Origin of the sequence: Alistipes sp. Marseille-P2263 (assembly GCF_018101075.1) — a bacterium.
In the GTDB taxonomy this organism is placed as follows: domain Bacteria; phylum Bacteroidota; class Bacteroidia; order Bacteroidales; family Rikenellaceae; genus Alistipes; species Alistipes dispar.
Genome location: NZ_JAGQEJ010000002.1, coordinates 126316 through 148356, shown reverse-complemented (window position 1 = coordinate 148356; position 22041 = coordinate 126316). Strand labels below are relative to the sequence as shown.

At 62.4% G+C, this 22041-nt stretch carries 18 protein-coding genes; 9 read left to right on the top strand and 9 right to left on the bottom strand.

Annotation, left to right across the window (positions count from 1 at the left end; genetic code table 11):
- Positions 1–29 precede the first annotated feature (29 nt).
- Both KB554_RS03810 and KB554_RS03805 read left to right on the top strand, forming a co-directional pair.
- Positions 30–587 carry an OmpH family outer membrane protein gene (locus KB554_RS03810; RefSeq protein WP_211035036.1) on the top strand — a complete coding sequence of 186 codons (558 nt, stop codon included), beginning with the start codon at positions 30–32 and terminating at the stop codon, positions 585–587.
- A gap of 186 nt (positions 588–773) precedes the next feature.
- Complete coding sequence (locus KB554_RS03805) at positions 774–1685, top strand: AraC family transcriptional regulator (RefSeq protein WP_141428055.1); 912 nt, start codon at positions 774–776, stop codon at positions 1683–1685.
- Between the two features lie 133 nt (positions 1686–1818).
- Here KB554_RS03805 and tatC read toward each other — a convergent pair whose 3' ends face one another.
- The 9 genes from tatC to KB554_RS03760 form a co-directional block, all read right to left on the bottom strand.
- A complete protein-coding gene (gene tatC, locus KB554_RS03800; RefSeq protein WP_211035035.1) occupies positions 1819–2616 on the bottom strand; it encodes a twin-arginine translocase subunit TatC in 798 nt (265 codons plus the stop codon).
- 170 nt (positions 2617–2786) lie between these two features.
- Positions 2787–3683, bottom strand: a complete 897-nt coding sequence (locus tag KB554_RS03795; RefSeq protein WP_141428053.1) for a sugar phosphate isomerase/epimerase — start codon at positions 3681–3683, stop codon at positions 2787–2789.
- A gap of 94 nt (positions 3684–3777) precedes the next feature.
- A complete protein-coding gene (locus tag KB554_RS03790; RefSeq protein WP_162502049.1) occupies positions 3778–4659 on the bottom strand; it encodes a DUF1080 domain-containing protein in 882 nt (293 codons plus the stop codon).
- A gap of 40 nt (positions 4660–4699) precedes the next feature.
- The gene (locus KB554_RS03785; protein ID WP_211035034.1) at positions 4700–6172 is read right to left on the bottom strand and encodes a Gfo/Idh/MocA family oxidoreductase; all 1473 of its coding nucleotides are present in this window, start codon (positions 6170–6172) and stop codon (positions 4700–4702) included.
- A gap of 37 nt (positions 6173–6209) precedes the next feature.
- Positions 6210–6410, bottom strand: a complete 201-nt coding sequence (locus tag KB554_RS03780; RefSeq protein ID WP_141428052.1) for a twin-arginine translocase TatA/TatE family subunit — start codon at positions 6408–6410, stop codon at positions 6210–6212.
- 76 nt (positions 6411–6486) lie between these two features.
- Positions 6487–7560, bottom strand: coding sequence for a Gfo/Idh/MocA family oxidoreductase (locus KB554_RS03775; protein ID WP_141428051.1), 1074 nt, complete (start codon positions 7558–7560; stop codon positions 6487–6489).
- Positions 7561–7781: 221 nt separating this feature from the next.
- Positions 7782–9410, bottom strand: a complete 1629-nt coding sequence (locus KB554_RS03770; RefSeq protein ID WP_242116284.1) for a DUF6377 domain-containing protein — start codon at positions 9408–9410, stop codon at positions 7782–7784.
- A 400-nt stretch (positions 9411–9810) separates the two neighbouring features.
- Positions 9811–11142 carry a glucose-6-phosphate isomerase gene (locus KB554_RS03765; RefSeq protein WP_211035032.1) on the bottom strand — a complete coding sequence of 444 codons (1332 nt, stop codon included), beginning with the start codon at positions 11140–11142 and terminating at the stop codon, positions 9811–9813.
- Positions 11143–11148: 6 nt separating this feature from the next.
- Positions 11149–12156, bottom strand: coding sequence for an NAD(P)H-dependent glycerol-3-phosphate dehydrogenase (locus KB554_RS03760; RefSeq protein WP_141428048.1), 1008 nt, complete (start codon positions 12154–12156; stop codon positions 11149–11151).
- Positions 12157–12344: 188 nt separating this feature from the next.
- On the opposite strand from KB554_RS03760, the gene KB554_RS03755 reads away from it, so the two are divergent.
- The 7 genes from KB554_RS03755 to KB554_RS03725 all read left to right on the top strand — a co-directional run bounded on the left by KB554_RS03755 (position 12345) and on the right by KB554_RS03725 (position 21974).
- On the top strand, positions 12345–13364 hold the full coding sequence (locus tag KB554_RS03755; protein WP_141428047.1) for a rod shape-determining protein: 1020 nt from the start codon (positions 12345–12347) through the stop codon (positions 13362–13364).
- Positions 13365–13498: 134 nt separating this feature from the next.
- Complete coding sequence (mreC, locus tag KB554_RS03750) at positions 13499–14353, top strand: rod shape-determining protein MreC (protein WP_211035031.1); 855 nt, start codon at positions 13499–13501, stop codon at positions 14351–14353.
- Between the two features lies 1 nt (position 14354).
- Positions 14355–14873 (top strand): rod shape-determining protein MreD, encoded by a 519-nt coding sequence (locus tag KB554_RS03745; protein ID WP_141428045.1) that lies wholly within the window; start codon positions 14355–14357, stop codon positions 14871–14873.
- Positions 14870–16696 carry a penicillin-binding transpeptidase domain-containing protein gene (locus tag KB554_RS03740; protein WP_141428044.1) on the top strand — a complete coding sequence of 609 codons (1827 nt, stop codon included), beginning with the start codon at positions 14870–14872 and terminating at the stop codon, positions 16694–16696. Before KB554_RS03745 ends, KB554_RS03740 begins: the two co-directional genes overlap by 4 nt.
- Entirely contained in the window at positions 16686–18128 is a 1443-nt protein-coding gene (rodA, locus tag KB554_RS03735) for a rod shape-determining protein RodA (RefSeq protein ID WP_141428043.1), read from the top strand. Before KB554_RS03740 ends, rodA begins: the two co-directional genes overlap by 11 nt.
- Before the next feature lie 8 nt (positions 18129–18136).
- Positions 18137–20716 (top strand): calcium-translocating P-type ATPase, PMCA-type, encoded by a 2580-nt coding sequence (locus KB554_RS03730; protein WP_211035030.1) that lies wholly within the window; start codon positions 18137–18139, stop codon positions 20714–20716.
- A gap of 4 nt (positions 20717–20720) precedes the next feature.
- Entirely contained in the window at positions 20721–21974 is a 1254-nt protein-coding gene (locus tag KB554_RS03725) for a phosphatase PAP2 family protein (protein WP_211035029.1), read from the top strand.
- Positions 21975–22041 lie beyond the last annotated feature (67 nt).

Below are 22041 nucleotides of genomic sequence, written 5' to 3'. Positions count from 1 at the left end.
ACATCAAAACAATTAACCGATAAAATTTTATGAAAAAGGCACTTAAACTGACCCTTGCCGTTGCGCTGATGATGGGCGCGACATCGCTTTACGCACAGAAATTCGGACGGATCAATTCCCAGGAAATCGTCATGGCGATGCCTGAGACCAAGGAGATGCAGACCAATCTGGAGACCTTCGGGAAGGAGTTGAATGAGAATATCGAGACGATCAACGTCGAGTTCAACAACAAGTTGCAGGAGTACCAGAAGACAGCCAATACGCTGACCGATGCCGTCCGCGAGATGAAGGCCAAGGAGCTGGAGGATTTGCAGCGCCGCAGCCAGGAGTTCCAGCAGATGGCCCAGCGCGACTATGCGAAGAAGCAGGAGGAACTGCTCCAGCCGATTATCGAGAAAGCCAAGGCTGCCATCGACAAGATCGCCGCTGCGGGCGGCTATCTCTTCGTGTTCGACACCTCGGCCGGTTCGCTGGCCTATTTCGACGAGGCCGCGCTGACGGACCTCGCTCCCGAGGTGCGCAAGGAGCTGGGCATTACCGACGCCCCGGCAGCCGCTCCGGCAGCCCCGGCCGACGCTTCGAAATAATTCCGCACGCAGGGCGGAGGATTTTTCCGCCCGGCGGCGGACCGCATGGCCGGACCCTTTCGGGGGTCCGGTTTTTCATTGGTTCGAAAGTGGTCCGTAATTCTTCGAATTGTCCTAAAACAGTTCTTTTCGGCCCTATTTATGCGGATTATTGCTATATTTGTCGAAATGTCAGCGAACAGTGAGATGAACAAGATAAACGAAGAGACTCCGATCACGAGTTTCACCCTGAACGATTTGCTTTCGATGTCCGGCAGCCGGAGCCGGCTCGGGCTGATGAGCTCCTGCCTCGCGGCGAACAGCGCTTCGGTGATGCAGACTTTCCGCTATCCGTGCCGGATCGATGCCTTCATTATCGGCGTGGGAACCGAAGGCGAGGCGACCGTGTCGTTCAACCTGCGCGAATACAAGCTCCAGAAAGACACCCTGTTCGTATCGACTCCGAAAAACATAGTCCAGGTCCATTCTTCGGGGCATTTCCGGTGTCATATCGTCCATGTCTCTCCCGGTCTGCTGGAACAGATCAGCGTCGATACCAAGCGTATGATGCCGCTTTTCCTGAAGATCGCGATGCATCCCTGCCTGGGGCTGACGCCTGAAGAGGCCCGGACCGTGCGGGAGTTCATTTCGTTGATCGAACGGGTGACCGACGGGCCGGAGACTCCGTTCGGAATGGAGGTCGTCGGCGGGCTGATCGGCGCCACGATCTACAAGGTCGGGGATATTCTGGCGCATTATCTGGCCGAGCATCCCGAGGTCGAGAACCCCGTGCACAGCCGGGCCGAGGAGTATTTCCGGCAGTTCATGCAGTTGCTCGGCGAACACTACAAGGAGGAGCGCAGCGTCGGATTCTATGCCCGGAAGCTCTGCATCACGCCCAAGTACCTCACGACGCTCATCAAGCAGATCAGCGGCAAATCCGTCTCGGAATGGATCGACAGCTACGTGATCCTCGAGGCCAAGACGCTGCTCAAATACTCGAACATGAGCGTACAGGAGATCTCCTACTACCTGAATTTTCCGAACCAGTCCTTCTTCGGCAGCTATTTCAAACGCAATACCGGCATGTCGCCTTCGCAGTACAAGACGATGATATGATGACGGAACACCCCCGCAGCCATGACGGCTGCGGGGGTGTTTCATGTCGGGCGGGATAGTTGTCCGGGCCGGGATCTGCCGTCCGTGCGTGTGCACGGCGGCATGCCGTTTGGCGCGATGTACGGATTCCGCGTCAGGCCTCGTCGGGCGTCTTGTCCCGCGAGAACTTGATGCCCAGCTCGTAGAGCAGGTACAGCGGCAGGAAGACGATCATCAGCGTGAACGGATCGCCCGAAGGGGTGATGATGGCCGAGAGCACCAGCAGGACGACGACGGCGTGCCGCCGGTATTTCTTGAAGAACGACTTGGTGACGAGTCCCATCTTGGAGAGAAGCCACGCCAGCAGCGGCAGTTCGAAGACGATTCCCATGATGAATATGAGCATCAGGAAGTTGCCCATATAGGAAGTCAGCGAAATCTGATTGACGATCGTCGTGCTGAGCTGGTATTCCGTGAGGAAGCGGAACGTGAAGGGGAAAACCAGACAGTAGCCCACGGCGCATCCCAGGAAGAACATGCCCGTGCCGAAGACGAAGGCCCAGCCGACGTTCTTTTTCTCGTCGTCGAACAGCGCGGGCTGCACGAACCGCCAGATTTCGAAAACCAGGTAGGGGAACATGAGCACCAGCGCGAACCAGAACGACGTGCTGATATGGGTCAGGAATTGCGAGGCGACGTTGATGTTGATGATCTCCACATGGTAGTTGTCGTCGCTGAAGTCGGGGAAGAAGGGGCCCAGACTGCCCAGTTTCGAGAGCCAGCGGTACAACGGGAAATCGGCGGTCGTCGGTGCCAGCACGATGTGATCGAACAGGTAGGGCATGGCGCAGAAGCAGACGACCATGAACAGGAACAGGACGGCCACCACGCGGATCAGCACCCAGCGCAGCGCTTCGAGGTGTCCCCAGAACGTCATATCCTTGTCTTCCATTCTTTTCTTGCGGGTTTCGGTTGGCTCCGCCGGCCGGTTCCGGGCGGCGGAAATTGCGTTTTTTGCGGTGTCGGCACGCCCGTTTGCGGGCCGCTGCGGACGCTCCGGGCAGAAAAACAACATCTCCGGCTATCCGACCGATAGCCGGAGATGCTCTGCCGGAACCGGATTTACTTGCTGTAGGATGCCTTGACGAAGGGTGCCTCCATCAGGTAGTCCAGACTCATCCTGACGCTCTTCTCGACGTCGTAGCTGTACTGCTCGACTTCGACGACGATCTGCTCCACGCCGGCGACGTCGGCATTGCGGAAGATGGCGTCGAAACCGACCATGCCGCTCTGTCCGATCTCACGGAGGTCCTTGATGTGGAGCATCTTGAACCGTCCGGGGTATTTGTGGAACAGGTCCACCGGGCTGTTCTGGCCGATAACCACCCAATATACGTCCATCTCGAAGAGGACGTTCTCCGGATCGGTGTGCCGGATCATGTACTCCAGCATCACCTGGTCCTCGATCTTCTGGAATTCGAAGGCGTGGTTGTGGTAGCCGTACTTGATGCCGTTCTCGCGGCAGCGCTTGCCGATCTCGTTGAAGTAGTCGCAGTAAACCTGCAGCTCCTTGAGCGATTTGAGGAAGGGCATCGAGGGGGTTACGAGGTACTTCATGCCTGCGGCCTTGTGGGCGGCGATGCACTCGTCCCACCACTTGAGGGACTCCGAGAAGTCGCCGCTCGCCAGCTCCTCGTCCGAGAGGTTGCGCGTGCAGTGCGACGAGAGTACCTTCATGCCGACGGCCTCGACGTCGGCCTTGAACTGTTCGGGCGTCTGTCCGTAGAATTTGCCGTCGTTGTAGCTGGCGGCCTCCACGGAGGAGTAGCCCATGTCGGCGAGGTCTTTCAGCACCTTCTTGTAGTCGTGCTGGTTCTGTCCGAAACTGCCGATCAGGTCGCGGACGGAGTAGAGCTGGATGGCTATGTCTTTCTTGGGGGCCTTTTTGGCCGATGCGGCGTCGGGCGCGAAGGCTGCGACGCACGCGAGCAGGCCGAGTGCCATGAATTGCGTTTTCATCGTTCGGGTCGGTTTTCGGGAAGCGGTCGCCGGGCCGTCTCCCGTCCGGAATGTTCCGCGGACGGGAGACGGCTGGCGGCTGCCGTTCGCGGTTTTAGTCGAGAATCTTTACGCGGATGTTGCGGAACCAGACGTCGTCGCCGTGATCCTGGAATCCGATGTAACCCTCGTGGTTGTCGCCTCCGCAGTTGTTCAGCAGCTCGAATGCCAGCGGCCACTTCTCGGGGCTGAACTTGCTGTTCTCGAGCATCTCGGTCCACTGGGGAGTCCAGAGGTGGTACTCCACGACGTTCTTGTCGTTCTGTCCGTGTACGACGGTGCCTTTATAGACCATGATCTTGGCCTTGTTCCACTCGCCGTAGGGCTTCGCGTTCTGCGGAACGGCCGGGATCATGTCGTAGAGCGACGCCGACTTGCGGTTGCCGTCCACGCCCAGCTTGGCGTCGGGATGGTTCTCGTTGTCGAGCACCTGGTACTCGGGGCTGGAGATGTAGATCGGCTCGATCTGCTGCTTGCCGTCCTTCGTCGTGGCGACCTCCTGGGCGAGGTAGAGAATGCCCGAGTTACCGCCCTTCGACACCTTCCACTCGAGCTCGAGCTCGAAATTCTTGAACTTGTGCGCGAAGATCAGGTCGCCGCCGTCGCCCGTCTGGGCTTCGCCGCCGCCCGAGCCGTTGAACTTGATGGCTCCGTCGTCGATCGTCCAGCGCGAAGGCACCTTGTCCTTGCCGTAGCCGCGCCAGCCGTTGAAGGTCTTGCCGTCGAAGATCACGTAGTAGCCGTCCTTGTCCTTGGGATAGGTCGAGAGATCTACCGTCGGGTTGTTGAGCACGGTGTATTCGGGAACCGCGGGAGCGGCCTTGGTCTCGGCGGCCGAGTCGTTACCGGCGGTCTTCGCCTTGCCGGCGTTGCCACCGCAGGATGCCAGCGTCAGGGCGAGCGCTGCGCATGTCGAAGATAAGATGATCTTTTTCATATTCGGTTGATTTTTAGTGTTGTCGTTCGTTTTCGTGCCGTTAGCGGGGCATGTCGGGCAGTTTGTAGCCGTTGTGGTAGGTGTGCTTGATGAGCTCCTCGGCGAACTGGTTGGCGTCCACCGGATCGGTCCACGTCTTGTCGAAGGTCGGGTGTCCGTCCTTGATGTGGAAGCCGTCCTTGATGACCGACCGCACCTTGGCGTCGGACGGGATGTTCGTGAAGCGCATGTTCTCGCCGTCCCAGTCGAGCACCTGGTTGAGGCCTTGCAGACGGATGGCCAGTACGCCCATGGCGACCATTTCGTTGAACGGTCCGGCCTCGCTGAAGTCCGAAGCGCACGGGATGCGGTCCTCGGGATCCTCCTTGCAGGCGCGCACCCAGTCCATCTGGTGCGACTCCTTGACTTCGCGGCAAACCTTCGGGGCGTTGGGCACGCGGCCCGAAACCAGATAGGGGTTCACGCCGTAGCAGCCGCAGATGAGCGTATCCTTCGTACCGTAGAAGATCACGGCGCCGCCGGCGTCGTTGAGGTTCTTGCCTGCGGGCAGCCCTGCGGGACGCGTCGGCATCAGGCCGCCGTCGTACCAGTGCACCTCCACCTCGGGCATGCCGACCTTCGGCATGTTGTCGCGGGCCGGGAAGGTGAGTTTCACGCGCTGAGCCGAGGGGGCCGAATCCGAGAGAAGCAGCGTCGAGCTGCCCTCGACCTTCGTCGGGTAGCCCAGCTTGAGCGCCTTGAACACCGGGTGCAGGATGTGGCAGGCCATGTCGCCCAGAGCGCCCGTGCCGAAGTCCCACCATCCGCGGAAGTTCCACGGCGTGTAGGCGGCGTTGTAGGGGCGGAAGGCGGCCGGACCGATGAATGCCTCCCAGTTCATCGTCTTCGGAACGCGCATGTCGCCCTCGGGACGGGCCAGACCCTGCGGCCAGATCGGACGGTCGGTGAAGGTTTCGACACGCGTCACCTCGCCGATCTCGCCGTTCCAGATCCACTCGCAGACCTTGCGGACGCCCTCGCCCGACGCACCCTGGTTACCCATCTGCGTGGCGATCTTGTGCTTGGCGGCCAGCTTGGTCAGCAGGCGCGACTCGTACACCGAGTGCGTCAGCGGCTTCTCGACATAGACGTGCTTGCCTGCGGTCATGGCCTCGGCGGCGATGATCGCGTGCGTGTGGTCGGCCGTGGCCACCATCACCGCATCGGCCGACTTGAGCAGCTCGTCGTACATGCGGCGGTAGTCGTTGTATTTCTTGGCTGCGGGATAGCGCTTGAAGACGTGGTCGGCGTACTTCCAGTCCACGTCGCAGAGTCCTATGATGTTCTGGCTCTCCATTTCCTGCAGGTCGGCCGCGCCGCGGCCGCCGATGCCGACGCCCAGGATGTTGAGCTTGTCGCTGGGAGCGGTGTAGCCGAATTTCTTACCTAATACCGTGCTGGGCACGACGGCCAGCCCGAGAGCGGCGGCAGCTCCCGTTTTGAGGAAGTTGCGTCTTGAGATTTCCTTTGCCATGGTTTTTGAGTTTAAGTTAGTTATTTGGGGATGACTCCTATTTCTTGTCCTGGTCGGCCGTCGTGTTCTCAATATCCTTCTCGATATTGTTCACTCCTTCCTTGAAGCTGCGGACGCCCTTGCCCAGGCCCTTCATCAGTTCCGGAATCTTCTTGCCGCCGAAGAGCAGCAGTACGATCAGAGCGATGACGATGATCTCACCCGCGCCCAGGTTGCCGAGAAACAGTAGATTGTTCATAATTGTAATTTTAGGGGTTTATACTCGTTTTGTGTCAATCGTGCCGGGATTCCCGGGGCCTCCCCGCCTTCGCCTTTCAGGCACGTTTGCGGAGCAGTCCGTAGCCGTTTTTCATCGTCCTCCGCCGGTCGCGGATCTCCTCCAGTTCGCCGAGGTCGCCGATGGCCGGCATGTCGTGCGTCCGTGCGTCCTGCAGGAAACGCCAGGCGTATTCCGAGGCGATCGCGGCGTCGCGGAAGGAGGGCAGCGACTCGTTGCGCACGCCCGTTTCGAGCGACTGGGCGAACAGGTCGCACAGCACGTCGATGTTCTTGCCTCCGAACGGACGTTCGATCCGGTGGGTCTGCGTCACGCCGTGCAGCTCGACCACGGCCGTCTTGAAGTCGTGCGTCATGCGGGCGATGCCCTTCGTGCCGATGATGTCGATGTAGGAGTTGTGGGTCTGGTCCTTGGCCAGTTGTCCGTAGACGTGGCCCTGCGTGATGTCGAACACTACGCCGTTTTCGAACGTGCCGTGGCACTGGAGCCACCACGGGTCCTTGTAGTTCCACATGCGGACCGCCTGCGCGTTCCATGTCTTGTATTCCGAGCGGGCGTACCAGCGGGCGATGTCCACGTAGTGCATGCCGCAGTCGTGGAAGGCCGGACCTTCGTATTCGTGTCCCTCGCCGGGTGCGAGTCCCGGGGTCATGTGGCAGACGCGGATGATCGCCAGCTCGCCGATCTCGCCCTGCGCGATGAAGTTGCGGATGGTCTTGTGATACCAGGAATTGCGCAGATAGAGGTTCACCGTCGAGAGCAGGGGCGATTTTTCGGCCAGCTCCACGGCCTGCCACTCCTTTTCGGGGCTTTCGGCGATCGGTTTTTCCGAAATGATGTGTTTCCCGGCGGCGACGGCCTTTTCGATCTGTTCCTTGCGGGAGTCGGCCAGGGCGAAAAGCCCCACGACCTCGACCTCGGGATCGTCGAAAATCACCTGTTCATCGGAGACGATTTTCGCTCCGGGAGCCAGTTTATGCGCCAACTCCCGGGATTCGGGCGAAAGGTCGCAGATATATACGACATCCCATTTTCCGCTTTTCTGCATTTCGTCGAGGTAGAAACCTCCCATTCTTCCGAAACCGATCAGGCCGATCTTAACAGGATTCATTTTGTAGGTTTAAGGTTTATTTAAATATAAGTAGTCGTCGGAGCGATGCTTTCGGAGAGGGGCGGGGCTCCTCCCGGGCTTCGCGCGTTTACAAAATTAATCCGAATCCGTATAGGTTTTGAGAATTGGAGCGTAAAATGTAGATTGTTATTTTTGTTAAATTTTTGACTATCAGTTTTCTATATAAAAATCATGTCGTGAAAATGTAGATCATTTGTGATTCATTGCGGCTCTTTGACAGGCGCGTTTCCGATCTCCGAGACCATTTTTTCGAATTTTTCCCGCGACAGGGCGGCCTTGTTGCGCATCTTGGTCCGGTAGTTATAGACGGTGCTCAGCGAGCAGCGCAGGAACGAGGCGATCTTGGCGCTGTCGGTGATTCCCATGCGCAGCAGGGCGTAGATGCGCAGCTCCTTGTTGAGCAGGTCGCCCGGGCGGAGCGCGATCCGCTCCTCGGGGATGAGCAGCGAGTTGAAATCCGCCACGAAGGTCGGGTAGAGGTTCAGGAAGATGGCGTCGAAGTTCTTGTAGAGCTCGTCCAGCTCGTTCTCCATCATCGAGGTCGATTTCAGCCGTTTGAACAGCTCGTCGAACTGCCGGTTCTGGGCCAGCCGGTTCAGCGTCTTCCGGTAGCTGTCCATCTTGTCGATATAGAGCGAGCAGAGATCGAAGAAACGGGCGATGTACTGCTCCTTGAGGTCGTTCGAGTCCGAGAGCTGTGCGTTCTTGTCGTTCAGCTCGTCGTTGAGCTGCGTCAGCCGGAGGTTCGCCTGCGAAAGCTCCTCCTTGGTCCGCGACAGTTTGCGGAGCTGCTTGTAGAGGTAGGCGAACAGCAGGGCCAGGACGACCGAGAGAAGGCTGATGAGCAGCATGTAGTGTTGCAGCGTGGATTTCGAACGCGCCTCCTTGGCCTGGTAGGAGGCGTTGATGATCGAGTAGAACTCGGCCATCTGCGCCGTGCGGAACTGTACGTTGCTGAACAGTGCGTCGTCGATGGCGGCCTGCGCGTACTTGAAGGCGTCGGAGAGGTCGCCGGCGGCATAGCTCATCCGGGCGAGCGCTTGCAGGGAGGCGTTCTCCTTGGTGGCGTTGCGGATGTCGGCGATCGCCGAGAGACGGTAGTATTTCAGGGCGAGGCGGTCGTCGTGCCGTTTCTGGAAGAGGCTGCCGAACGCATAGGTGATCTCGGCGTAATGGGGCGTGTTCGTCTCGATCTCTCCCAGCAACTCGGTAAGCAGCGACTGCGCCTCGTCGAGCCTGCCCTGGCCGATGAGCCGTCCGGCCCGGTTGGAGCGGTAGGCGTAGGAGGCGGGATCGAGCACCATCATCAGCGAATCGCCGTACAGGGCCGCCTGCCGGTCGTATTTCTTCTGGTAGCTGATGGCGGCGTAGTGGCCGAAAAGACGGTTGTAGGTCTCGTAATAGAGCGGCAGAAGAGGCGTCGGCAGCGTTTTCCGCCGGGTAGTGTCCAAAATGCGTTTCGCCTCGACGCTCTTTCCGGAAAAGGAGTAGAGCTGTGCCAGCCGCAGCCCCGAGGTGTAGGTCTCCGGCGTGTCGTGCAGTTGCCGGGCGATGGCGAGGTTCCGTTCGGCGTAGCGGATGGCCGAGTCGAGTTTGTATTTCCAGAACTCGTCGCACAGCCGGGCGTTGATTTCATACTCCTGCCGGGGGGAGAGTCCGGTGACGTGCAGCGTCCGGCGGAGCTCGTCGATCCGCTCCTCGCGTTTCCGGTCGAAGACGCCCTTGTTTTCGAGCACGTAGTCGAGCTCTCCCGCGAGAGTGCGGGTTTCGGGCTGTTCGCAGGCCGGCAGCGCCGACAGCGAGAACAGCACCGCGAGGCATTCGCCCATCCGGTATGCGTGTCTGCGTAGGTTCATTGCTCCTTGGGGCCGAGAGCTCTTCCGCCCGGAGGCGTACCGCGGTCCGGGGCTTTCCGGCGGATCGCCCTCCGTCCGGCTGGCGGTCCGGCCGCCGGGGCGGTCGCCGCGGTCGTCCGGAGGGCCGGTACGGCGCGGGGGTTCTCTCGTCGCAAAGGTATAATTATTTCCGGAAAACACGGTCCGCGGCCGCGTATTATCCGCGGTTTTTTCGCTTCCGGAGGGGGCGGTCCGGCGCGAAGGATAAACGGCGCGGGGCCCGGCTTGTGGGCCGGACCCCGCGGTCTCCTGCGGGCGGGACGGTCTGTACCCGCCTTCGGCTTTTCGTTTTGTCGTTTTGTCGTCGGACGGCTCTCTGCCGTTCCGGACGGATTCAGAGGCGGGCCTTGATGGCTTTCGAAGCCTCCTCGTAGCCGGGTTTGTCCAGCAGGGCGAACATGTTCTTCTTGTAGGCCTCCACGCCCGGCTGGTTGAACGGGTTCACGCCGAGGAGGTAACCGCTGATGCCGCACGCCTTCTCGAAGAAGTAGAGCAGGCCGCCGATCACGCGGGCCGAGATTTCGGGAATGGCGATGCGGATGTTCGGCACGCCGCCGTCCATGTGGGCCAGCTGCACGCCCAGTTCGGCCATGCGGTTCACCTCCGAGACGCGTTTGCCGGCCAGGAAGTTCAGTCCGTCGAGGTTTTCCGCATCGGCTTCGATCCGGACCTCGCGGGCGGGCTTTTCGACCGAAATGATCGTCTCGAAGAGCGTGCGCTCGCCCTCCTGGATGTATTGGCCCATCGAGTGCAGATCGGCCGTCAGCGTGACGCTCGCCGGGAAGATGCCCTTGCCCTGCTTGCCCTCGCTCTCGCCGTAGAGCTGCTTCCACCACTCGTTGATATACTGGAGTTTCGGTTCGTAGGAGCCGAGAATCTCGATCTTCTTGCCGCCGGCGTAGAGCAGGTTGCGCACGGCCGCGTAAACGGCCGCGGGGTTCTCCTCAAACGGCACGCTGCGGTCGGTGGCGCGCTCCATCTCCTGGGCTCCGGCCACGAGCGCGCGGATGTCCGCGCCGGCCACGGCCAGCGGCAGCAGCCCTACGGGGGTGAGCACCGAGAAGCGTCCGCCGACGTCGTCGGGAATGACGAACGTGGGGTAGCCCTCCTGCGTTGCGAGCGTCTTCAGCGCGCCGCGGGCCTTGTCCGTCACGGCGACGATGCGCTGCGCGGCCTCCTGCTTGCCGTAGCGCCGTTCGAGTTCGGCCTTGATGAGGCGGAAGGCGATGGCCGGCTCGGTCGTCGTGCCCGACTTGGAGATCACGATGGCGGCGAACGAGTGCTCCTTCAGTGCGTCGAGCAGTTCATGGATATAGTCTTCCGAAATGTTCTGTCCGGCGAAGAGGACCGTCGGCTGCGTCTGCTCCTTGTGCAGCAGCTTGAAGGGGTCGCTCAGGGCCTCCAGCACGGCTTTGGCGCCGAGATACGAGCCGCCGATGCCGATGCAGACGACCACGTCGGCCCGGGCGCGCAGCTTCGCCGCCTCGGCCTCGATGGCCCCGAGGTCGGCCTCCGAAATCGACGAGGGCAGATGCACCCACCCCAGGAAGTCGTTGCCCTCGCCTTCGCCCGAATGGAGCAGGGCGTTGGCCTGCTGCGCTTTGGCCTTCATGTCGGCCGGAATCCCGATGCCCGTTTTGGCAATGTCCAGTGTTACGGTTTTCATATCCTTTCAGATTAATTTGGTTGTCAGTTCCTTCATCCTGAGCCGGGCCGACGCGCCCCGGTAGAGGACGTCATAGACCATCTCCGCGATGGGCATTTCGACCCGGTGGCGGAAGTTGATGTGGCGGATGCAGTCGGCGGCGAAGTACCCTTCGGCCACCATCGTCATCTCGTTCAGCGCGCTGCGCACCGTGCAGCCGTGGCCGATGAGCAGCCCCAGCCGGCGGTTGCGGCTGTAGGTCGAGTAGCAGGTCACCAGCAGGTCGCCCAGATAGGCCGACACCTGCGTGTTGCGCTGCGCGGGGTAGCTTCCGTCGAGGAAACGCGTCATTTCCGCGGCGCAGTTGGCGATCAGCACCGCCAGGAAGTTGTCGCCGTAGCCCAGCCCGACGGCCATGCCGACCGAGATGGCGTAGATGTTTTTCAGAATCGCGGCGTATTCGATGCCGTAGAGGTCCGTCGAACAGCTTATGCGCACGGAGTCCGTGGCGAAACGGCTGCCGATCAGGCGGGCGTTCTCCGGGTCGGTGCAGGCGACGGTCAGGTAGGAGAGCTTGCCGCGCGAGACCTCCTCGGCGTGCGACGGGCCGGAGATGAGCCCGATCTGCTTGTACGACAGTTCGTAGCGGTCGTGGATGTACTCCACGACGGTCTGGTAGTCGCCCGGGACGATGCCCTTGATGGCCGAGACCACGAATTTGTCGCGGAGCGGCGTGCGGAGCGGTTCGAGGAAGGTTTTCAGGTAGGCCGACGGGGCGGCCAGGATGACCACCTCGGCCTCGCGCACCACGGCGTCGAGGTCGTCCGACGGGGCGATGCGGTCGCGGTCGAATTCCGTGTCGTCGAGGTAGCGGGAGTTGCGGCCTTCGGCGCGGAGGCTTTCGAGCACCTCGCCGTTGCGGACGTACCAGCCCACGCGCCGTCCTCCCGCGGTGAGCAGTTTGACGAGCGCCGTCGCCCAACTGCCGTGGCCGATGACGGCGCAGCGGGCGTCTGTTCCGATTTTGTATTCCATGCGGAGCGATTCAGTTTCGGGATACAAATGTAAATAAAAAAATGAAAAAAATATAGGAATTTATCCGGGGCTTTTTCTTATCTTTGTGCGCATGTTCGGCTGCCGGTTCCCGCCGGAGGGAACGGGATGCGCGGCGGACGTGCCATTCGCTTGGATAATTGAGATATAGAATTGCAGGGGAGCTGATTATGGGGATCTTTTCATTGACACAGGAGCTGGCCATCGACCTCGGGACGGCCAACACGCTGATAATTTACAACGGCAAGGTCGTCGTGGACGAACCGTCGATCGTGGCGCTCGACGTGCATACGGGCAAACTCGTGGCCATCGGCCATCAGGCGCGCCAGATGCACGAGAAGACCAATCCGAACATCAAGACGATCCGGCCGCTCAAGGACGGCGTGATCGCCGACTTCAATGCCACCGAATTGATGCTGCGCGGGATGATCAAGAAGGTCAAGACCTCGGGCAGCCTGTTCGCCCCCTCGCTCCGGATGGTGATCTGCATTCCGTCGGGTTCGACCAACGTGGAGATCCGCGCCGTGCGCGACTCGGCCGAACACGCCGGCGGCCGCGAGGTTTACATGATCTACGAACCGATGGCCGCGGCGCTCGGCGCCGGGCTGGACGTCGAGGCCCCCGAAGGCAACATGGTCATCGACATCGGCGGCGGCACGTCGGAGATCGCCTGCATCTCGCTGGGCGGCATCGTCTGCTCGGAGTCGATCAACATCGCGGGCGACGTCTTCACGAGCGACATCCAGAGCTATGTCCGTCAGCAGCACAACATCCGCATCGGCGAGCGAACGGCCGAAGCGATCAAATGTTCGATCGGCGCGGCGGGCTCCAGTCTGGAGGAGGAGCCCGAGGACTTCGTCGTGACGGGTCCCAACATGCTCACGGCGCTGCCGCAGACCGTTTCGCTGTCGTACAGCGAGATCGCCTATGCGCTCGAGAAGTCGCTGGCCAAGATCGACGCGGCGCTGATGAAGGTCCTCGAGTCGATGCCTCCCGAGCTGTATGCCGACATCGTGAAGAACGGCATCTACCTGGCCGGCGGCGGCGCACTGATAAAGGGGCTGGACCGGCGGCTGAACGAGAAGACCGGCATTCCGTTCCATATCGCCGAAGACCCCCTGCGGGCCATCGCGCGCGGAACCGGAATCGCGCTGAAGAACATCAACCGCTTCTCGTTCCTCATGAAATAGCTGCCGGAGCGGCGGTGTGTTCCTTCGCCTTTTCGGGCGGGGCGGCGCGGCCGGAACGGACGCGCCGGGTTCGAAGCACAAACAAAACGGAATTGCGGGCCTCGGTCCGCAATCTGAATTAAAGGGAAGAGACTTTGCGCAAACTGATCGAGTTCATTCGCAGCGTGTATGTGGCGGTGCTGTTCGTGGTGCTGGAGGCGTTGGCCGTCAGTTACTATGCGCACTCGACCCATTATACGCAGGCGCGGCTGCTGGCTCGCTCGAACCAACTGGCCGGCGGCGTGCACGGCCTGATGGCCGGCGTACACCGCTATTTCACGCTGGGTAGCGAGAACCGCGTGCTGCTCGACCGCGTCGCGCAGCTCGAGGAGCGGCTGGCCCGGTACGAGGAGGTCGTGGCGGCGAGCCGTCTGGACAGTTGCCTGCAGGGGATCGGCGAGTCGAAATACCGCTTCGCCGTCGCCTCGGTGGTGGCCAACTCGATCAACCGGCAGCAGAACCTCATCACGCTCAACCGCGGCCTGCGGGACGGCGTACAGCCCGAGATGGCCCTCCTTTCGCCCGCCGGCGCGATGGTGGGCTATGTGGTCGATTGCTCGGACCGGTATGCGGTGGCCATGTCGGTGCTCAACACCTCGTTCCGCGCCAGCGGCAGGCTCGCCGGGTCCGATTACTTCGGTTCGATCTACTGGGACGGCGTGGATCCGCACGTCGTCGTGCTGGGCGAACTGTCGAAATACGCCGATCCGCAGCCGGGCGACGAGGTCGTGACGACCGGATTCTCGCAGTATTTCCCCGAGGACGTGCTCATCGGGGAGGTCGAGAGCGCCGAGCTGAACGAAACGCGCACGGCCTATACGGTGCGGGTCCGTCTGGCGGCCGAAATGTCGCGCCTGACGGACGTGGTGCTGGTGGGCAACCGCGACCTGTACGAAATCCGGGAATTGCAGCAGAGCGAACAGATCGAACAACATACGCGGTTGAAATAGCATGTATCGCACCTTACCATACCTCGCCCTCTTCGCAGCCACGGTGCTGCTGCAGGTGTTCCTGTTCGACAACCTGTCGATCAGCGTTTACCTCAATCCGCTCGTCTATATCGCCTTCATCGTGCTGCTGCCGCTCGACACGCCGCCCGTCGTGCTGCTCGGGGCGGGGCTGGCGCTGGGCGTGACGATGGACGGTGCGATGGGGGCCGCCGGGATCAACACCATCGCCACGCTGCTCGTCGCCTTCCTGCGTCCGGCGCTGCTCTCCCTGTTCTGCGACCGCGAGAATCTGCGCGAGGGGGGAGTCCCGTCGCCCGAACGCCTCGGCCGCCGCGTGTTCACCGACTACCTGCTGCTCCTGACGCTGCTCCACCACGCCGTCTTCTTCGTGCTGGAGACCCTTTCGTGGAGCCATGCGCTGCATACGCTGGCGCGCATCGCCGTCAGCTCGGCCGTCACGGCGCTTTTCGTCTGGATCATCGCCCGTATCTTCACCGTCAAATTTCCCGTGCGCGTATGAACGGCTCCGAAGGTTTCGTCCGGATGCGGACCTTGCAGGCCGTCGTGCTGCTGGTCTTCGCGCTCATCCTGGGACGGCTGGCCTATATCCAGCTCGTCGATTCGCGCTACGACGAGCTGGCGCGCGGCAACGTCCTGCGCCCCGAGGTGCAGTACCCGCCCCGCGGCGAGGTCTATGACCGCAACGGCGAGTATCTGGTGCAGAGCCGCGAGTGCTACGACCTGATGGTGATTTACCACGACCTCGACCGCGGCGGATTCGACACGGCGCGGCTCTGCGACGTGGCCGGCATTTCGCGGCAGAAGCTCGACCGGGAGCTGGCCAACGCCCGGGCCTATCCCCGTGCGCCGCGGCTGGTGGCCAACTACCTTTCCAAGGAAGAGAAGCTCCGGTTCGACGAGTGCAATTTCCGCGGTTTCTATACGGTCTACCGCACCGTGCGCCACTACCCCCGCCAGATCGGAGGCAACCTGCTGGGCTATGTGGGGGAGGTGACGCAGGAGATGCTCAAGCGCTACACCTCCTACAAGGCGGGCGACTATGTGGGAATCAGCGGCGTGGAGTCGGCCTACGAATCCGAGCTGAAGGGCCGGAAGGGCGTGAAGGTGCTCGAGCGCGACACCCACGGGGCGATCAAGGGCTCCTACATGAACGGACTCTACGATTCGCTGCCCGAGCCGGGGCGTTACCTCGTCAGCACGATCGACGCACGCCTGCAGTTGCTCGGCGAGGAGCTGATGCGCGGCAAGGTCGGCGCGGCGGTGGCCATCGAGCCCGCGACGGGCGAAATCCTGATGATGGTCTCCTCGCCCTCCTACGATCCCGACGAGCTGGTGGGCCGCGAGCGCGGCAATCATTATATGGAGATGCTCCGCAACAAGCGGCAGCCGCTCTACAACCGTGCCGTGAAGTCCCGCTATCCGCCGGGTTCGACCTTCAAGCTGGTGCAGGGGCTGATCGGGCTTCAGGAGGGCGTGCTGCGCCCTTCGGACCGGCACGTGTGCCGCGGCGGCTACCAGGCCGGGCGGCTCAAGATGAAGTGCCACGAGCACGCCTCGCCGCTCGACCTGCGCTATGCCGTCTCGACCTCGTGCAACGCCTATTTCTGCTACGTCTTCCGCGACATCCTCGAGAATCCGGAATACGGAAGCGTCAAGGAGGGGTACGAAGTGTGGGAGCGGTACGTCGAGAGCTTCGGGTTCGGCCGCAAGCTGGGTTCGGACTTCCTCGACGAGGGCAACGGGTACGTGCCCGACCGGGCCTACTACGACAAGCGCTACCGCAAGTCGTGGAACGCGCTGACGGTGCTTTCGCTCTCGATCGGGCAGGATGCGCTGGGCTGCACGCCGCTGCAACTGGCCAACCTGGCGGCCATCATCGCCAACCGGGGCTACTACTATATTCCGCATATCGTCAAGCGGATCGAGGGGCGCGATTCGCTCGACGCGCGCTTCTACGAACGGCACTACACGATGGTCGAGCCCAAGCACTTCGAACCGATCGTCGAGGGCATGTGGCGGAGCGTGAACGTGGACGGAACCTCCCGCATGGCACGGCTCGACGGTTGGGACGTCTGCGGCAAGACGGGCACGGCGCAGAATCCGCGCGGCCGCGACCATTCGACCTTCCTCTCGTTCGCCCCGAAGGACAACCCGAAGATCGCGATCTCGGTCTATGTCGAGAACGGCGGATTCGGCGCTTCGGCCGCGCTGCCGATCGCCAGCCTGCTCGAGGAGTACTACCTGACGGATACCATCCGCCGTCCGGAACTGCTCGAACGGGTCCGGAACATGCAAATCCACTATCCCGCCTATGACAAGTAACCGCCATAACGGTATTTTCGAAGGCGTCGATTTCGTCACGGTGCTGCTTTACGTGCTGATCGTGGCCGCGGGGTGGCTGTCGATCACCTCGGCCTCCTACGACGAGGGGGCGGCCGACTTCTTCTCCTTCTCGCATTTCTACATGAAGCAGTTGGTGTGGATCGGCGCGGCGTGGATCGTCGCCGTGGTGGTCCTGCTGCTCGACGCGCGCGTCTATCACATGTTCGCCTATCCGGCCTATTTCGCCGGACTGGCGATGCTCGCCGCCGCGCTGCTCTTCGGCCGCGAGGTGAACGGCGCGAAGGCGTGGTTCGAGTTCGGCTCGTTCCGCGTGCAGCCCGTCGAGTTCGCCAAGATCGCCACGGCGCTGGCGCTGGCCCGCGTGATGAGCAACTACTCGTTCTCGATCGGCCGGCCCGGGGATCTGTTCAAGGTCGGCATGGTCGTCTGCGCGCCGTTGCTCATCATCGTCCTGCAGAACGACACCGGCTCGGGCATCGTCCTCGGCTCGTTCCTCTTCGTACTCTACCGCGAGGGGCTCAACAAGTGGCTCTGCATTCCGGTGCTGCTCATCGCCGCGCTGTTCATCTTTTCGTTCCTGCTCTCGCCGATGACGCTCCTCGTGTCGCTCATCCTGGTCTGCACGCTGTCGGAGGCGATGATGAACGGTCTGTGGCGTTCGCGGATCGTCTATCTGGCCTCGCTGGCGCTGGCGGGCATTCTGCTGTGCCTCGTCTCGCAGCTCGTCGCGCCGGGCGTGCTGGACCTCTACCATGCGCTGCTGATCGTCACGGTGCTGTCGCTCGCGGCGGTGGCCGTCTACGCCTTCCGGGCGAACCTGTCCAATGTCTTCATCACGCTGGGGCTGTTCGTCGGGTCGCTCGTCTTCCTTCCGACGACGGACTACATCTTCAATTCGATCCTCAAGGAGCACCAGCAGAACCGCATCCTGAGTTTTCTGGGCATCATCAACGACCCGCAGGGGGTCGATTACAACGTGAACCAGTCGAAAATAGCCATCGGCTCGGGCGGCCTCTGGGGCAAGGGATTCCTCGAGGGAACCCAGATCAAGTACGGCTTCGTGCCCGAGCGGCACACCGACTTCATCTTCTGCACGGTGGGCGAGGAGTGGGGCTTCGCGGGGGCGGCGGTCATCCTGTCGCTGCTCTGCCTGCTCATCCTGCGCCTGATGCGGATGGGCGAGCGGCAGGAGGAGCCTTTCGGCCGCATCTACTGTTACAGCGTGGCGGCCATCCTGCTCTTTCACGTGCTGGTCAATGTGGGCATGACCGTCGGGCTGATGCCCGTCATGGGCATTCCGCTGCCCTTCATGAGCTACGGAGGTTCGTCGCTCATCGCCTTTACGATCCTGTTGTTTATCGCCGTGCGGCTCGACGCCTCGACGCGGCAGTTTTCCATGAATAAAATCTGACCCGAAAAATGATCCGTTACAATCCCGAAGGACTGACTTCCCGAGAGGTCGCCGAGAGCCGCGAACGGCACGGCGACAACGTCATCACGCCGCCGAAGGACGATTCGGCCTGGCGGCTGCTCGCCGAGAAATTCCGCGATCCGATCATTCGCATCCTGCTGCTGGCGGCCGTGCTGTCGCTCGCCATCGGATTCGTGCACAAGGACTTCACCGAGTCGATCGGCATTATCTGCGCCATCATTCTGGCCACCTGCGTCGGATTCTGGTTCGAGTGGGACGCCCAGCGGCGTTTCCGGCGGCTCAACCGGGTCAATGACGACGTGGCGGTGAAGGTGATGCGCGACGGTGCGATCCGCGAGATTCCGCGCCGCGAGGTGGTCGTGGGCGACGTGGTTTACGTCGAGAGCGGCGAGACGGTCCCCGCCGACGGCGAGCTGGTGGAGGCCGTGTCGCTGAAGATCAACGAATCGACCCTGACGGGCGAACCCGAGGTGGACAAGACCGTGGACGAGGCGCATTTCGATCCGGAGGCCACCTATCCGTCGAATGTCGTGATGCGCGGCACGACCGTCGCGGACGGTTACGGCGTGATGGTCGTCACGGCCGTGGGCGACGCCTCGGAGGCGGGGCGCGTCACGGAGCAGTCCACCGTGCAGAACGACGAGCAGACGCCGCTCGACCGGCAGTTGACGCGTCTCTCGCAGCTCATCGGCCGGGTGGGCATCGCGCTTTCGGTTCTGATCTTCTGCGTCATGCTGGGCAAGGCGCTCTTTCTGGGCGACCTGCTCGAACAGGACTGGCTGACCGTTTCGCAGCAGGTGCTCCATATCTTCATGGTTTCGGTGGCCATCATCGTGATGGCCGTTCCCGAGGGACTGCCCATGTCGATCACGCTGTCGCTGGCCATGTCCATGCGGCGGATGCTCAGGACCAACAACCTCGTGCGCAAGATGCACGCCTGCGAGACGATGGGGGCGGTGACGGTGATCTGCACCGACAAGACCGGAACCCTCACGCAGAACCGGATGCACGTGCAGGAGCTGGTGCGTTACGACGACCTGCCGGAACGGGATTTCGCCGAGATCGTGGCGCTCAACTCCACGGCGTTCCTCGATGCCGGAGGGCATATCATCGGCAATCCGACCGAGGGTGCGCTGCTCGAATGGCTGCGCGGCCGGGGCGAAGATTACGAACCGCTGCGGGCCGGGGCGAAGATCGTGGACCGGCTGACCTTCTCGACCGAGCGCAAGTATATGGCGACGATCATCGAGAGCGGCGTTTCGGGCCGCCGTATCCTCTGCGTGAAGGGTGCTCCGGAGATCGTGCGGGCCATGTGCGCCGCGGACGGCTGCGACGAGCGGATCGCCGCGCAACTGCTCGGGTTCCAGAACCACGCCATGCGGACGCTGGCCGTGGCGTGGGCCGAGACGCAGGCTTCGGAGTGCCTCGGGGCGGTGGCTGCCGGCGGGTTGCGCTTCTCGGCCGTGGCCGCCATTCTGGACCCCGTGCGCGAGGACGTGCCCGCGGCTGTGCGGCAGTGCCTGAACGCCGGGATCGGTGTCAAGATCGTGACGGGCGACACGCCCGCCACGGCGCGCGAGATCGCCCGGCAGATCGGCCTGTGGGACGACGCGCACGACACGGACCGCAACCACATCACCGGCGCGGAGTTCGCGGCGGCGGGCGACGAGGAGCTGCTCGACCGCGTGCAGGAGCTCAAGATCATGTCCCGCGCGCGGCCGCTCGACAAGCAGCGGCTGGTGCGGCTGCTTCAGCAGAAGGGCGAGGTGGTGGCCGTCACGGGCGACGGCACGAACGACGCCCCGGCGCTCAACTTCGCCAACGTGGGGCTCTCGATGGGTTCGGGCACGTCGGTGGCGAAGGACGCCTCGGACATCACGCTGCTCGACGATTCGTTCGCCTCGATCGCCACGGCCGTCATGTGGGGGCGTTCGCTTTACCGCAACATCCAGCGTTTCGTGCTTTTCCAGTTGACGATCAACTTCGCGGCGATCCTCATCTGCTTCGTGGGGGCGGTGTTCGGGACGGACATGCCGCTGACCGTCGTGCAGATTCTCTGGGTCAATATCATCATGGACACCTTCGCGGCGATGGCGATGGCCTCGCTGCCTCCCAGCGCCGAGGTGATGGGCGACAGGCCCCGTCCGCGCGACGAGTTCATCATCACGCCCGCCATGGCGCGCACGATCTTCACGTGCGGCGGCGTGATGGTTCTGGCGCTGCTGGGGATGCTCTTCGGCTGGACCTTCTCCGAGGAGGGGATGACCGTGCGGCGTCTGACGCTCTTCTTCTCGACCTTCGTATTCTTCCAGTTCTGGAACATGTTCAACGCCAAAGGATTCGAGACGCGGCATTCGGTGTTCACCTGCCTGAAGGGCTGCCGCGAATTTTTCCTCATTCTGCTGGCCATCGCCGTGGGGCAGGTGTTGATCGTGGAGCTGGGCGGCGAAGTGTTCCGCACCGTGCCGCTTACGTGGCGCGAATGGGCGGAGGTGATTTGTCTCACGTCGCTGCTGGCCGCAGGCGGTGAAGCGGTGCGCGCGCTGCGCCGCCGGAAAAACGCATAGGGAGATGCGGCGGTTTCTGTTGATCTGTCTGCTGGCGCTTCCGGCGACCCCCCCCCTTGCATCTGCCGCGCCGCCGGCCGACAGCCTCGCGAAGGTGCGGCGCGTGCCGGCGGGCGAGAGCGTCCTGGCGCGGCGGATCGACCTGCACACTTCGTCGAAGGCCTACCGGATGCTGTATGTCGGCGTGCCGCTGGTGGTGGGTGGCGTCGTCATGCAGTCCTATGACGCCGATTTCAGGCGGTTGCGCAACGGGTATGCGCCGTCGTTCCACCACGATTTCGACGACTACCTGCAATACGCCCCGGCGGCGGTGATGGTCGGCATGAAGGCCGCCGGAGTCCGGAGCCGCAGCTCGTGGGGACGGATGCTCACGTCGGACGCCTTTTCGGTGGGGCTGATGGCCATTGCGGTCAATTCGCTCAAGTATTCCTGCCGGGTGATGCGTCCCGACGGATCGTCCCGCAACTCGTTCCCCTCGGGGCATACGGCCACGGCCTTCATGACCGCGACGATGCTGCACAAGGAGTACGGCCACCGCAGTCCGTGGTACAGTATCGGCGGCTATACGCTGGCCACCGTGACGGGCGTGGCGCGGCAGTTGAACAACCGGCACTGGATGAGCGACGTCATGGTGGGCGCCGGCATCGGCATTCTCGCCACGGAGCTGGGCTATTTCCTCGCCGACCTGATTTTCAAGGAGCGGGGGCTGAACGTCTCGCAGACGATGGTGATTTACGACCGTTACCGCCGGCCGTCGTTTCTCGGCTTCAACCTCGGCATGACCGTCGTGCCGGGACGTTATACGACGGCGCCGGGGATGCGGACGGAGTTCTTCTCGGGTCCCTCGGTCGGGGTCGAGGGGGCGTGGTTCGCTTCGCCCTATTGGGGTGTCGGAGGCCGGCTGGCGGTCGCGAACCTGCGCGTGGCGGTCAATGGCGTCTCGCAGCGCAACGATCTGGAGGCGTCGTCGATCTATGTCGGACCTTATGTCTCCTATCCGTTCTCGACACGGTGGCTCGTCGGGGCGCGCCTGCAAGGCGGCTGCGAGATCTACAAGGCGTGCGGGACGGATATGCGCACGCTGGGCGACCGGAGCGGCTTTTCGCTGGGTACGGGAATTTCGACCACCTATTTCGCCACGCAGAATCTCGGCGTGCGCTTTTCGACCGACTACGACATGGCGCCGCCCGTCGTGGACGGTTCGCGCTCCCGGCTGCACAAGCTGACGCTGGGTTTGAGCGTGTGCGCCATGTTCTGACGGCGGGGCGGCCGTGCATCCGGGTGTCCGAGCATGCGTGCGGCGGCGTTTCCGCATGCCGTCCGGA